The 14,141-nt window shown below is 56.4% G+C and carries 10 protein-coding genes; 3 read left to right on the forward strand and 7 right to left on the reverse strand.

Features of this window, described 5'->3' with window-relative positions; translation table 11 throughout:
* Positions 1 to 243: 243 nt before the first annotated feature.
* Positions 244 to 1,674, forward strand: coding sequence for a putrescine aminotransferase (gene ygjG, locus LCF41_RS07650; RefSeq protein WP_225087539.1), 1,431 nt, complete (start codon positions 244 to 246; stop codon positions 1,672 to 1,674).
* Positions 1,675 to 1,788: 114 nt separating this feature from the next.
* Here the strand turns inward: ygjG and LCF41_RS07655 are convergent, their stop codons facing one another.
* Positions 1,789 to 2,775: a class I SAM-dependent methyltransferase gene (locus LCF41_RS07655; protein ID WP_225087540.1), complete on the reverse strand. Its 987-nt coding sequence runs from the start codon at positions 2,773 to 2,775 to the stop codon at positions 1,789 to 1,791.
* Positions 2,776 to 2,841: 66 nt separating this feature from the next.
* On the opposite strand from LCF41_RS07655, the gene LCF41_RS07660 reads away from it, so the two are divergent.
* Entirely contained in the window at positions 2,842 to 3,837 is a 996-nt protein-coding gene (locus LCF41_RS07660; protein WP_347880988.1) for an AraC family transcriptional regulator, read from the forward strand.
* A gap of 274 nt (positions 3,838 to 4,111) precedes the next feature.
* A complete protein-coding gene (gene proP / locus LCF41_RS07665) occupies positions 4,112 to 5,614 on the forward strand; it encodes a glycine betaine/L-proline transporter ProP (protein ID WP_225087542.1) in 1,503 nt (500 codons plus the stop codon).
* Between the two features lie 59 nt (positions 5,615 to 5,673).
* On the opposite strand, the gene LCF41_RS07670 is transcribed toward proP, so the two are convergent.
* The 6 genes from LCF41_RS07670 to LCF41_RS07695 all read right to left on the reverse strand — a co-directional run bounded on the left by LCF41_RS07670 (position 5,674) and on the right by LCF41_RS07695 (position 13,632).
* Positions 5,674 to 7,134, reverse strand: coding sequence for an AMP nucleosidase (locus tag LCF41_RS07670; protein WP_225087543.1), 1,461 nt, complete (start codon positions 7,132 to 7,134; stop codon positions 5,674 to 5,676).
* Between the two features lie 138 nt (positions 7,135 to 7,272).
* The gene (locus LCF41_RS07675; RefSeq protein WP_225087544.1) at positions 7,273 to 9,051 is read right to left on the reverse strand and encodes an ABC transporter permease subunit; all 1,779 of its coding nucleotides are present in this window, start codon (positions 9,049 to 9,051) and stop codon (positions 7,273 to 7,275) included.
* 39 nt (positions 9,052 to 9,090) lie between these two features.
* A complete protein-coding gene (locus LCF41_RS07680) occupies positions 9,091 to 10,602 on the reverse strand; it encodes an ABC transporter substrate-binding protein (protein ID WP_225087545.1) in 1,512 nt (503 codons plus the stop codon).
* Between the two features lie 10 nt (positions 10,603 to 10,612).
* Entirely contained in the window at positions 10,613 to 11,860 is a 1,248-nt protein-coding gene (locus LCF41_RS07685) for an MDR family MFS transporter (protein WP_225087546.1), read from the reverse strand.
* Between the two features lie 99 nt (positions 11,861 to 11,959).
* On the reverse strand, positions 11,960 to 12,796 hold the full coding sequence (locus LCF41_RS07690) for an ABC transporter ATP-binding protein (protein ID WP_225087547.1): 837 nt from the start codon (positions 12,794 to 12,796) through the stop codon (positions 11,960 to 11,962).
* The gene (locus tag LCF41_RS07695; RefSeq protein ID WP_225087548.1) at positions 12,793 to 13,632 is read right to left on the reverse strand and encodes an ATP-binding cassette domain-containing protein; all 840 of its coding nucleotides are present in this window, start codon (positions 13,630 to 13,632) and stop codon (positions 12,793 to 12,795) included. The genes LCF41_RS07690 and LCF41_RS07695 overlap by 4 nt, the downstream gene beginning before the upstream one ends.
* Positions 13,633 to 14,141 lie beyond the last annotated feature (509 nt).

Raw genomic sequence — 14,141 nt, forward strand, 5'->3', positions numbered from 1 at the left:
CGAGTTTGTCCAGCCTCGGCGTGCCCCAAAAGAGGGCACGCTGGGCACGCGCGGGGCATCATGAGATTTTTCACTCACTTTCACTCTGATATTCACTCTTCTGACTGGTTATTAATTTTGAATATTAGAAATTAGTTCAAACTATATGCTGATTTTTTGGTTTAGATCGCGTTTTTGTATTTTATTATGATTTGGAGCGGGCGACTGGCGTGTTATGTGCATTAATTAAATTGGCATCACGTGATGTCCGTTTTCAAGGAGCGCATTTTGTCCAGCTCAAACGCCCACCTTACCCCGCTAGAGTGTACTCAGCAGGCACTGCATTGGATTCATAGTGACACGCTATCCCACGATGATATGGCGGCACTGAATCGAGAAGTTTTGAGTTGTTTCCGTGAATACGTCAACCCAGGTTTTCTGGAGTACAGAAAATCTGTCACTACCGGCGGCGATTACGGCGCAGTCGAATGGCGCGCCAGTGGCCCAAATACGCTGATTGATACCCAAGGGAATGAATATCTGGACTGCCTCGGCGGTTACGGCATTTTTAACGTCGGGCATCGCAACCCTAACGTTATTGCCGCCGTTGAACGCCAGCTCGCCAGACAACCGTTGCACAGCCAGGAGTTGCTCGATCCGCTGCGGGGGCTGTTGGCAAAAACCCTGGCGGCGCTGACGCCGGGTAACCTGAAATACAGCTTCTTCTGCAATAGCGGAACGGAATCGGTTGAAGCGGCGTTGAAGCTGGCGAAAGCGTATCAGTCGCCGCGCGGCAAATATACCTTTATCGCCGCGACTGGCGCGTTTCACGGGAAGTCGCTAGGGGCACTTTCCGCCACCGCCAAGCCTGCGTTTCGTCGTCCTTTCATGCCGCTGTTACCCGGTTTTCATCATGTTCCTTTTGGCGATATCAGCGCCATGCGTAAGAAGGTTCAGCAATGCCAGAAGACCGGCGATGACGTTGCTGCCATCATTCTTGAACCCATTCAGGGAGAAGGCGGCGTGATTGTGCCACCGGAAAATTACTTTCCTGCGGTCAGAGCATTGTGCGATGAGGTTGGGGCATTGCTGATTCTGGATGAGGTACAAACTGGCATGGGACGTACGGGCAAGATGTTCGCCTGTGAACACTACGGCGTGCAGCCCGACATTTTGTGTCTGGCGAAAGCGCTGGGCGGTGGCGTGATGCCGATTGGCGCCACGGTGGCGACGGAGGAGGTATTCTCCGTGCTGTTTGAAAACCCGTTCCTGCATACCACCACGTTCGGCGGTAACCCGCTAGCCTGCGCGGCGGCGCTGGCGACCGTCAATGAGTTGCTGACGAAAAATCTGCCGGAACAGGCGGCGATACAAGGGGAGTTTTTGTTACGGGGCTTACAGCAGTTGGCGGCCGAGTATCCTCAATTGATTATCGAGGCGCGAGGAATGGGGCTGTTGCAGGCTATCGAGTTCAGGAAAAACGAGATCGGGTATGCTTTCGCGAAGGAACTGTTCCAGCGTAATGTTCTGGTCGCGGGGACGTTAAACAATGCCAAATCGGTCAGGATAGAGCCACCGCTTACCATCACGCGCGAGCAATGTGCCCGTGTATTGAAGGAAGCGAAGGACGTGCTCAAAAAGCTCAGTGGTACGATGCCTGATGAAAATAAAATGAAGGAATATGCGGTAGAGTGAAAAACGAGACGGAAACACGCAGCACCCTCCTATTAGGTTCATCCCGAAAGCCAGTCAGCCCTCACTGACTGGCTTTTTCTATCCGGTTTCCGACACGACTTTTTTCGAGACGACTTAGTGACTTTTACGGGCGATCAACACATTTAACGGCGCCATGGGAAATGCCTGATGGCGTCGGGTTTCGACAGAGGTAAAACCAGCAGACAGTAGCCACTGCGTCAGTTGACCTTCTCGCGTGACGTGGCGTCCGCTCATTTGCATCGGCAGATAGAACGGCAGAACCGGTGCGGCGGCATCGGCTTCTTCCGCGATTTCTGCTTGTGCCAGCACCAGTGTGCCTTCTGACGTTAGTGCGTTGTGGAGCGTAACCAGCATGGTGGGAATATCCTCGACAAAATGCAGGAAAGAAGAACTCCAAATCAGATCGTATTTTTCGGCAGGAAACGCGCCGCTGTGTGCCGACAGCCTTGTTGACAATCCGGCGGCATCGATATTGCGCTGCGCCACGGCGGCGGTTTGCGGCAGGTCATAGACCGTGCCGGAGATCTGCGCGTGGCGCAGCGCCAGCGTAATCGCCACCCAACCGGGGCCACCGCCCAGATCGAGAACGTGTCTGATGTGTGGGAAATCTGGCAGGCTGGAGAGCAGATTATCGGCAAGGTCTGCCGTTATCGAACGTTGCTCCTGAGCGATCTGTTGCTCTGCCGCATTAGCCCATGCTGCGTCACGTGGTAACTCGCTTAACTGTGCTGGCAGCGGCTGACGCATGCCGTCACCAAGCCCCTGACCAAACTGGCGGAGGCTAGTGAGGCGAAAGCGCCAGGCATCGCCCAGAAACCGCGAACGGCTGCGGCAGAGTACGGCGGCGCAGGCTGGGGCGGTGCGATAGCCGTCGTGATGGCGCGTCAAAAATTGCATACTCCACAGAATCTCAAGCAGAAAACCGGCTTTCTCTGGCTGCCAGCCCAATTCTGCCGCCAACTGTTCCGGCGTGGTGATCGCCTCCAGTCGGTCAAAAATCTGCTGCTCCAGCGCCAAATGTAAAGCATCGGCTTGCACGCTGCTTGCGGCAAGCCGCCATAATGTCTCTAATGGATTCATAAGTGGTCTGTCTCATTGATGGTCAGTCGATAGGGAATATGCTATCTATAAATGAGAATAGTTATTATGTTCATTGTTATGCGAGGCGGCGTTTTTCATATGCGAAACGGCGGGGGGAAGATGGCGCAAAGGCAGCAGCAGGGGCGAGAGGGACTATCATCAGGCGATCGATGTTGTGTGGGTGAGGTGAATCGTTCTGATTCGCGTCGAACATTGCCGGGCGTTATCGGCGAATGCTGGTCGGATTTCAGCGGTATCGACACGGATCTGTTGCTGGCTCGTTCGCAATATCGCCCGTGCCGCGATTTGGTGGAAGAAAGGCAGAACCCGCATTCGCAACCGATGCTCGTCATGACGTTTGCGCTGGCAGGGGAATCTGCCTATTGCGATAGCAGTGGTTTGCAGGTCTGGTTTCGTCAGCAGCATGTCACCATCACGACGTTTGGTGCCGCCAGTGTGGGCGAGCGTCATTATCAGGCGCAGCAATCGGTTGATCAGCTACGACTGCTGGTGGGGAAAACGGCGGCGGATCGTTATTTTGGCGCGGACTGTGCGGAACAGTGGTTCTGTAGTGATGGGGTGCAGCAGCGCGCATTTACCTCTATTTCTTCGGCCAGTCAGGTTCATGTCAATGCGCTGTGTGGCGACGCCGATCCGCTGAATCGCCATATCCACGCCTTAAGCCTGTTGTCGCAGTATCGGCACCTTCTGCAACCGGAGGCGCGGCACTGTGCCATTCATCCACAGGAACGGCAGCAATTGGAGCAGGTATGCTGTTGGATGCGTGAGCATCTGGCTGAACCGCTGACACTGGCCTGCATTGCGACTCAGGCGGGGATGAGTGAATCCAGACTCAAACGTGGGTTCCATCGCAGCTTTGCAACCACGCCGGGGCAGATGCTATTGCGGATGAGGATGGAGCGGGCGCATCAGCTTCTGGAACAGGGATTTCAGGTGGCACAGACGGCCTGGCAAGTTGGCTATCGACACCCGGCTAATTTCAGTCTGGCATTTACGCGCTATTTTAACCGCAACCCGAAAATGATGGCTTCACGTAAGTAAAAATACCCCACTGACATTAATGTGATGATGTTGTCATAACTATTTACCGTTATTTTCCTTTGATTATATTCCTGTGCGTTATTTCCGCATGCGGTGCCTGAATCCGAGCTTTTGTCCAAATTCTTCTATACTTCATCCAGCAGTATCAACGTGTAATGAATATTGCGGCCAATAAACTGTTCATTTTTCAGCGCGCAGTCGGGTGGTTCCCTGTGCATAAAAGAGAGCATTTTATTTTTAATAAAGGGTCGCTTTTTAAGCAAAGGAAAAAAGGATGAGATTAAAAAAGAAAAAAGTCGAACCGATGAAAATTCAGGACATTACCATTATTGATAATGCCCGACTTAAAAAAGCCATTACCGCTGCCGCATTGGGTAATGCGATGGAATGGTTTGATTTTGGCGTATATGGTTTTGTGGCGTATGCACTTGGACAGGTCTTTTTCCCCGGCGCTGACCCCGGCGTACAAATGATTGCCGCGTTGGCAACGTTCTCGGTTCCCTTTTTGGTGCGGCCACTCGGCGGGCTATTCTTTGGGGCGATGGGGGATAAATTTGGCCGCCAGAAAGTCTTGTCGATCACTATTATTATCATGTCGGTGAGCACATTCTGTATCGGTTTGATTCCTTCTTATGAATCGATCGGTATCTGGGCACCGATATTACTGCTGTTGGCGAAACTGGCGCAGGGATTCTCCGTCGGCGGAGAATATACCGGCGCGGCGATTTTTGTTGCCGAATATTCCCCGGACAGACGTCGCGGGTTTTTAGGGAGCTGGCTGGATTTCGGCTCTATTGCCGGGTTCGTAATGGGGGCAGGTGTCGTGGTGCTCATTTCTTCCATCGTGGGAGAAGAAAGCTTTCTGGACTGGGGATGGCGTATTCCGTTCTTTATTGCCGCGCCGCTTGGATTAATTGGAATTTACTTGCGCCATGCGCTGGAAGAAACGCCGACGTTCCAACAGCACGTTGACAAGATTGATAAAGAATCAAAAGACAGCATCCAATCCCCGCCGAAGATCTCCCTGCGTGAAATTGTGACCAAACAATGGAAAGGTTTGTTGATCTGTATCGGGATGGTGATTACCACCAATGTCACCTATTACATGCTGCTGACCTATATGCCGAGTTACCTTTCACACAGCCTGAATTACTCGGAAGATCATGGGGTGATGATTATTATCGCCGTCATGATCGGGATGCTGTTTGTGCAGCCAGTGATGGGGCTAATGAGCGACCGTTACGGACGTAAACCGTTTATTATTTGCGGCAGTATTGGGCTGCTGTTGCTATCGGTGCCCAGCTTTATCTTGATTAACAGCGATGTGATTGGGCTGATCTTCTGCGGATTGCTGATGCTGGCCGTACTGCTGAATTCCTTCACGGGGGTGATGGCGTCAACGCTCCCCGCACTGTTCCCCACGCACATTCGTTATAGCGCGCTGGCGACGTCATTTAACGTTTCCGTACTGGTTGCGGGCTTTACGCCAACGGCGGCGGCGTGGCTGGTGGAGTCTACCGGTAACTTATATATGCCGGCGTATTACCTGATGGTGATTGGTCTGATCGGCTTAATTACCGGGATGTCGATGCGTGAAACGGCTAACCAGCCGCTGAAAGGCGCAACGCCAGCGGCGTCGGATCGGACGGAAGCCAAAGAGCTGCTGCAGGAACAGTACGACAATATTGAACAGAAAATAGAAGAGATTGATGAACAAATTGCTGAGCTGGAGAAGAAAAGGAAACGGCTGACTGAACAGCATCCTGAAATTAATTAACACAATAATGCTGTGGATGGTGCCAGCGGCTACGGAATGTAGCCGCTGGAATAAGATAGTTAGCGGAACGGCGGTTCGTTAAAGGTGCGTAGTTTGCGTGAGTGCAGCTTGTCGCTTTCCGCCCGCAGCAGATCGATGGCGCAGATGCCAATCTGCAAATGCTCCGAAATCGCCCCTTCATAGAAACGGTTTGCCTGTCCCGGCAGTTTGATTTCACCGTGCAGCGGCTTATCCGACACGCATAGCAGCGTGCCGTAAGGGACACGGAAGCGATAACCCTGGGCGGCAATTGTTGCACTTTCCATATCTACTGCGACGGCTCGGCTGAGGTTAAAGCGCAGGGCGGAGGCTGCGTAGCGTAATTCCCAGTTGCGGTCATCGGTGGTCACCACCGTGCCGGTACGCAGGCGCTGTTTAACCTCTTCTCCCGGCATGCCGCTGACCATCTTGGTGGCGTCGTACAGCGCGCGCTGCACTTCAGCGATGCTGGGAATCGGGATGTCAGGCGGTAACACCGCGTCCAGTACGTGATCGTCACGCAGGTAAGCGTGCGCCAGCACATAATCGCCGATGGACTGGCTTTCGCGCAGGCCACCGCAGTGGCCGATCATCAGCCAGGCATGTGGACGCATGACGGCGAGGTGATCGCAGATGGTTTTGGCATTGGATGGCCCGACACCAATATTGACCATCGTAATCCCTTTCCCCTGACGAGGAATCAGATGATAGGCGGGCATCTGGTGGTTCTTCCATGCCAGATCGGACACCGTTTGCTCGGGGTTAGGCGTGTCGGCCGTGATGTAGATGCCGCCTGCGCAGGATAGCGCCTCATACGGGCTATTGGGATCGGCAATCTGCGCACACGCCCAGCGCACAAACTCATCGACATAGCGCGTGTAGTTGGTGAAAAGGATGAATGGCTGAATATGTTCCACCGGCGTGCCGGTATAGTGGCGAAGGCGTGCCAGTGAGAAATCGGTGCGCAGCGCGTCGAAGTGCGACAGCGGCGACGTGGTAGTCGCGTGGAACAGACCATCTGCCGTCTCGTCCCCAATCTGTGACAGTTCCGTGGTGGGGAAATGCTTGGCGATGCCGGCGCTCATGGAACGGTCAAGAATCAGGTCGGAACCGTCGAGTACGTAGGGGAACGGGATTTCCTGCTGAGACGGGCTGACCTCAATGGTGACATCATAATCCCCCTCCAGCAGCGCCAACTGTTCTGCCAAATAAGCACGCAGGAATGCCGGACGGGTCACGGTGGTGGAGTAGCTGCCGGGATGGGTAAAACGCCCATAGGCGCGATGGCGGGGATGGCCGGTCGAATTGCCGCTCCAACTGACGCGCAAGGCCGGGTAGGAAAATAATCCCGCCGCGCGCGCGTTGGCATCGGGCAGGGTGCCATCATTGATGAAGTCCCCGATGGCGTCGCGCAGCGCTGAGACGGCGTCATCATACAGTGCTTCCAGTTTATCCAGAGTCTGCGTGACGGTAAGACTGACGTGGGATCCGCTGTTATGCATATTCTCTCCTTTAAATTCTGTACTTAGGCAGAAGTTAGCTCACAGCGTAACTGAACATGCACAGTCCCGCCATCGTGAAATCTGGCGGAGCGGTAAGCGTGAAGATAAGCCAGCGCTTAGGCGGTCTCCCTCGATAGATTAGTGCTTGTGGCGACCGGAGAGGTTCGCCGCGCTCACGGCCAGTATCGACAGCACGCCGAGTGCGGCTGCCGGTGCCAGCACGCCCCAGAAGGCACGTTCGATATACGGCATCCCTTCTGCCAGCACGCGTCCCCATTCCGGTGTCGGCGGGGAGGCGCCCAGACCTAAAAAGCCGAGCGATGCCAGCGCCAGCGCGATGCCTGGTAGTTTTAGCATCGCGTGACGGAAAAGCGGGCCAATCAGCGCGGGCAGAATATAGAACAGGCTGCGCCGTATCGGGCCGACGCCGAGAATCGGCAGCATGCGAATATAAGGGCGCGCATTGATTTCAGCCACCAGTGCCGCCGTGTGGGCTGCAAGCGGTGCCCAACTGACGGCAATGACGGCAATCGCCGCACCCGTTGCCGTCGGGCCGTTTACCGCAGCAACCAGCAGCCCGGCAATCACTGGCGGCAGGGCGTTAGTGACTTCAATGGGGCCGGTGAGCAGACGCGGAAACAGCCCAACCAACAGCCCGATTGCCAGACAGGCCAGCGATACCACCAGCGCCAGCAGACAGGTATTGAGCGTACCGTGTGCGACGCGCGCCAGTAAATCACGCCCCATCGCGTCCGCGCCAAAAGGCAGCAGCAACGATGGTGGTTGCAGGCGCAGAAAAGCAGAAGTGTAGGGATCGCGCGGCAAGCCAGCCAGTAACAGCAGCGCCAGCAGTAGCACACAGAGAATCGGCAGCCAGACAGCATGACGAGACACGGGGCTGCCGCGATCTTCCGGTACGGGCATCGCTCCACTCCGCAGCGCGCGCCCGAGAATCAGCAGCCGTACGCCGCTGGCGGCTATGCCAGCCAGCGAGGCGATGAGTAACAGAATCAGCACGCCGACCTGCAAGGCGGGTAGATCCTGTGCTGCCGCGGCACCCAGTGTCGCGCGTCCGAGACCGGGAATCGCAAAGACTTTTTCGACGGCGATGGCTCCGCCGGTTAATGAGACCAGCACCAGCCCGACCAGCGGCATGACGCTCGGCAACGTGCGCTTCAGCACCGCCAGTGCGATATGACGACGGCTGACGCCTGCCACGCTCCAGGTGGTAAGCCAGTTTTCGCTAAAAGTGGCGGAGATCGCATCAGAAATGATCCGGCCAAGGTAGCCGCCTGCCGGAATACCGAGCGCCAGAGACGGGAGCACGACGTAGTGCAAGCCCTGCCAGCCATAAGGCGGGAACCACTGTAACCAGACGGCACCGACGATCAGCAAAAAGGATGCCAGCAGAAATTCGGGCAGCGCGGTAAATAAGGCGGCAAACAGGCCGTCTGAACGATGAATCTGACCACGTAACCCGTGCCGAAAGGTCGGCGCGCACAGCATGGCCGCCAGCGTGAAGGCAACCAGCGCCGAGGTAGCCATCAGCGTGAGCGAGACACCCGCCGCCTGTAGCATCCCTGGGAGCACAGGGCGGCCTGAAACCCAGGAGTTGCCTGCATCACCGTGCAGCAACCCCGTTAGCCAGTTCAGCAGTAGACGCAGCGGTCCCTGATCCAGCCCGAGAGAATGACGAATCGCGTTGAGCGTTTCCGCCGTCGCTTCCTGCTCGCCGGAACGGGCACGTAGCAGCGCCAGCGCCGGATCCTGACCGGACAACCACGGCAGCATACCAATCAGCACCACAATGCCCGCCAGCGTCAGCAGCCGCGAAAACAGCGGAATCAGCAGGCCGTATCGCGGGCGCTGCGTCTGGCGGAGGGTCGCACAGGTGCGGCAATAGAGCGATTCACTCATAAACTCGTCATCTTTCTGGTTACTGGGGCGTGTTACCCGTTATTTTGCGTCGGCGACAATGTGCGTAGCGGCGTTAATCAGCGTACGTTCACGCGGGTCACGCAGGGCGTCTTTGACCTGTGCGCTCTCACCTTGAATAACGCGCTCATGCAGCATCGGGATCGCGGCATCGCTGGCAAGGATCAGATTTTCTGCCTGCATGATGGCCTGACGACGAGCTTCACCCGCAGGAATGGCCGCCGCTTTTTGCAGTGCTTGATCGATGTCTGGGCGGCACAGCTGCGCGATGTTGAATGACCCTTCGCAGGCAAAATCGCTGTACAGGTAAGCCACCGGATCGCCGGAATCCAGCACGGTGGCGCGGGATAAAATAAAGGCCTCAAACTTGCCTGCCAGCGCGTCGGACTCAATCTGTGCATACTCACGCACGACCTGTTTCACCGTAAATCCCGCGGCGGTAAGCTGCTGCGCCAGATAGACCGCCACCTCAGGCAGCTCGGCGCGGTCGCTGAAGGTTGCCAGTGTGATCGTCGCCCCTGCAGGCGTACCGGCTTTGATCGGATTCGCCACCGGCTGGCGCAGTTCCGCTGCCCACGGCAGCGCAGGACCCAACAGACCCTGCGCGATATCGGCACGCTTCTCATAGACGTTATCCACCAACTGTTGGCGGTTGATCGCATCACGCACGGCGGCACGCATTGCAGGATCTTGCATCACGCCGTGGCGCGTATTCAGATATAGCGTATTGGTGCGCGGCATCGGGACTTCATGCACCAGCGATTGATCCAGCAGCGGTGCCTGAGAAACCGGAATGGCTTCGACAATGTCTGCTGTGCCGGTACGCAATGCAGCCGCGCGCGCTGTGCCGTCAGAGACAAAGCTGACATCGATGCCGCTGGCCTGTGCTTTCTCACCCCAGTAACCGTCGAATCTGTCCAGTACCGCGCTGCTGGTGCCGCTGACGCTACGCAGAACGAATGGGCCGCTTCCGGTATTGATCGGATTGACGACGCCATTTTTACCGTATGCCGCGGTGGAGAGAATCGCTAACTGCGGGCTGGATAAGCGCTGAGGCAGCAACGGATCCGCTTTAGCGGTAGAAACAATCACGGCGTTATCGCCATCGGCTTTCACCGTTAACTGCACGCCGTCCAGAATACGCGGCTTGGGAGCCGCGGTGGATGCTACGGTGAGCGCGTTAACCACTGTGGCGGCGTTTAACGTGGTGTTATCGTGGAAATGGACATTGGGGCGCAGTTCAAAACGCCAGGATTTATCATCGATCTGCTGCCAGGTTGTCGCCAGTGCGGGCTGGGCTTCGCCGAGTTTATCGAGTACCACCAGCGTTTCTGCCGTGCTCCAGCGCGACAGCTTAAAGGCATCGTCGCTCAGCGGCGTCAGGCCAGAGCGCGGCGGTTGAAGCATTGCCAGTTTGATGCGACCGTCATGATGCGAGGTGTGCTTTTCCTCCGGCTCGTTGAAGCAGCCTGAAAGCAGCAGCGTGGCTGATAGCAGGCCCGAAACAGGCCACAGGAGATTACGCATATTCATCAGTCTGTCCTTATTCATTCACGGTTGAAGCGGATTTAAACGGGCGGCAGATAACCATCATCGCCAGCGAACTGCACAGCGGCACCGCCGCGAGCAGCACCCACGGAATAGCGGCCTGTGGCGATGGCGTCAGCGCGCGATCGAGCTGGCTGCCGAGGATAAAGTTACCAAGCAGAACAGCGATGCCGCCCATCGACGCCAGCGCGCCATAGTGCGCCCCCAGATTCTGGTTGTTGGCAAAACGCGGGATGAGATCCATGCCTACGGGGACGATTAACATCTGCCCCAGCGTTAGCAGGGTAATCAAGGAGATAGCCGGAAGCAGGCGCTGCCATCCTTCTGGCGGTGTGCTGGAAGCAAACAGGGCGACACTAAGGAACGAGGCAGACAGCAGTGCGAAACCCAGTGGCAGCATACGCGCCGCACCAACCCGGCGGGCAAAGCGCGCCAGCGGAAGCTGTAATCCGATCACCAGCAGCGACGCCAGCACAAACAGCGGGCCGAGGTCTTTCTCGCTGCTGCCGGAGCGGTGTAGTTCAACCGGCAGCGCCAGATAGAGCTGGTTGTAGCTGAACAGGTAAGCGCTGTAGGCAATGATGAACGCCACAAAGCGCCGCTGACGGAAGGTTTCCCACCACGGGTCGATATGTAATTCACCCTGATTGCGCTGCGTCGGCGGCAGGCTGAAAAACAGGACGATGAGCGCGATAACAAAGACGCCCGCGCCTGCGAGTGCCACGCGCTGGAATCCGTACCCGGCCAGTACCGAACCGAGCAATGGCCCTAACACCGCCCCTAACTCGCCGCAAATGGCAAACAGAGCGAACCACTCGGAGCGGCTGCGTTTTCCCTCTTTTTCACTTTGCGTACCGGCCTGTGCCATTAATGCTTCAATCGCGGGGGAGAACAGTGCACCGCCGACTCCAGTCAGACAGGCACCGAGAATAATCGGCCATAGCGAATCGCCTAACGCCAGCAGTAAATAGCCGCTAATACGCACAACGCAACCGCACAGGATGATCACGCGAGCGCCGAAGCGGTCAGCCAGTGCCCCGCCGACCAGAAACATGCCTTGTTGCGAAAAGGTGCGTAAGCCAATCACCAGTCCGATGGCCCAGCCGGACAGCAGCATGTCGTCGCGCAAGAAAATTGCCAGAAACGGCACGACGGCATAAAAACCAATGTTGAAAACAAGCTGGCTGCCCAGAAGCAGTGGCGGGTAAGGCCGCGGCGGGCGGCTGGCGGTCAGGTCTGACATGTCATGGTCCGTTATAAGAAAAGTTGTTATAAAAAGCCCGTTATGGGGAAATGTGTTATTAACGCGATATTTTATTGTAAAAAAGAGGTTTTCAGCGAGCTAATAGCCAGACGTCGACAGCGTGGGCACGGCCTGCAACAGACGGGCTGTGTGTGCCTGCTGCGGCGACGCCAGCACCTCGGCAGTGGGGCGATCTTCAATGATGCATCCGCCGTCCATGACCAGCATTCTGTCGCACAGGCCGGCGAGCATGGAAATATCGTGCGAGACCATCAGCAAGCCCATTTTGTTTTGTTCGGTGACCTGCTGAAGCAGGGCTTTAATCTGTTCGCGCAGCGGTAAATCCAGACCGCTGACGGGTTCGTCCGCCAGTAAAAATTCGGGCCGAACAATCAATGCTCGTGCCAGCGCGACACGCTGTGCCTGCCCGCCGGAAAGCTGCCCGGCGACCTTGTCCAGAAGTGTGGCGCTTAGCCCCACTTGATCCATGACGTCACGCAGGCGGGCCGAATGATTTTCACTGACTCGCCAACGTTCATCGGGGCGGAGTCGCTTCAGTGGTTCGATGAGGAGATCGGCGACGCGCTGACGCGGCGCGAGCGAGCCTGCCGGATCCTGCGGAATGTACTGAACGCGGCGGCGATACCAGAGCAGCGAACGCACCGAGCCGGGGTTAATCAGGTTGCCATCGCAGTACACCGCACCACTTTCTGGCGCTTCAAGCGCGAGCAGGGTTTTTAGCAGCGTGGATTTACCACAGCCGGAGGCACCGACCAGCCCCACGCGTTCGTGCTGTTGCAGGTTTAGCGACAGGTCGTGGAAAATGGCGCTAGCAGGATCGGCCTTTTGCCACGGTAAACGTGACGTCTGGCGATAGCGGCTGACGTGTTCGAGGCTTAAAAACGGCGTGGGAACCGCATGCAGGTGGTGATTCATCCGGCAAGCGCTCCGACAGCGACTGAAGGCCGTACATTCGTCAGTAACACATTGTCAGATAAAAGCGTATCAGCGCGACGGGCGGCAGCGACCAGACTGCGGGTATACGGCTGCTGTGGCGCATTCAGCAATTGCAGCATACTGCCGGATTCAACGATCCGACCGTTTTCCATCACCAGACCGCGTTGGCAGAGCTGGGCGGCAACGGCGATATCATGCGTAATAAACAATAGGGCGGGAGCATCCGGCTGCGAACTACGTTCCTGTAAGACCTGCAATACCTGCTGCTGAGTCATGACATCCAGCGCGGTAGTGGGTTCGTCCGCCACCAGCAAACGCGTCTTGCCGAGCAGTGCAAGGGTAATACAAATGCGCTGACGCTGGCCGCCGGACAATTCGGCAGGATAGCGCTGCAACAGATTGGGGATGTCATCCAACTGCATGGCGCTAAGCAGCGCAGAAAGCTCAGCGGAAGAAGTGGTTTTCAACGCCAGTGACAGCTGTTTTCCTAACGGCATGAGAGGATTAAGCGCCGTTGCCGAGTCCTGGAACACGGCAGAGACGCGTCCGGCCTGCGGGCGCGCCAGCGCTTTCAACTGGCTGACGTCTTCGCCATTGATTCGAATACTGCCACTACTCTGACAGCCTGCTGGCGGTGTGCCGATGATCGCTTTGGCGGTGAGGGATTTACCGGAACCGGATGCGCCGAGCAAACAGACACGCTCGCCCGCGGACAGCGTAAAGCTGATATCGCTGACTTTGGTTTCACCGCCAATAGACAGGTTAAGGTTTTCTACCTGAAGAATAGCGTCTGTGTGTCTGTTCCAGTTAATCATGGCTAACGTATAAGGTCAGTGTAAATCGATATGTAATAACATAACAAATTGCAATGAAGTGATGCAAAGGAAATGTGATCCAGAGCGTATAAATTGGCGCCGCGACGCAGCCTTAGCTGACTGCGTCGATGATGAAAAAGAGGGGGATAATAAATTGTCGGAAGGTGCAGACTATCTTTAGAGCCTACTCATTCGATGAGTCAACAAGTTGTGCCAGTTCCAGCATATCAAGTCGTATGACTATACATCTTAGCCACATTCCTATGAAGATTCAGAGGTCGTTTCGTGCGCTGTACTGTCGCTATTCATTTGTGATACCGAACACGCGCCCGACTCAGGGCGCTCAGTTACCGTCGCCCTGAGAACCCTGGCTTCCGGCTAAATTATGCCGCTACGCGGTGCCATCGGTGCCCATGACCGCTAGTCGAGCCGCCAGTGACGCGTTCCAAACGCGGCACAGGCTTTCGCGGCGTCCATGCCGCTCACTCGGTGGCCACGCCCACCGCTGC

The organism is Pectobacterium colocasium (genome assembly GCF_020181655.1).
Classification (GTDB): Bacteria; Pseudomonadota; Gammaproteobacteria; order Enterobacterales; family Enterobacteriaceae; genus Pectobacterium; species Pectobacterium colocasium.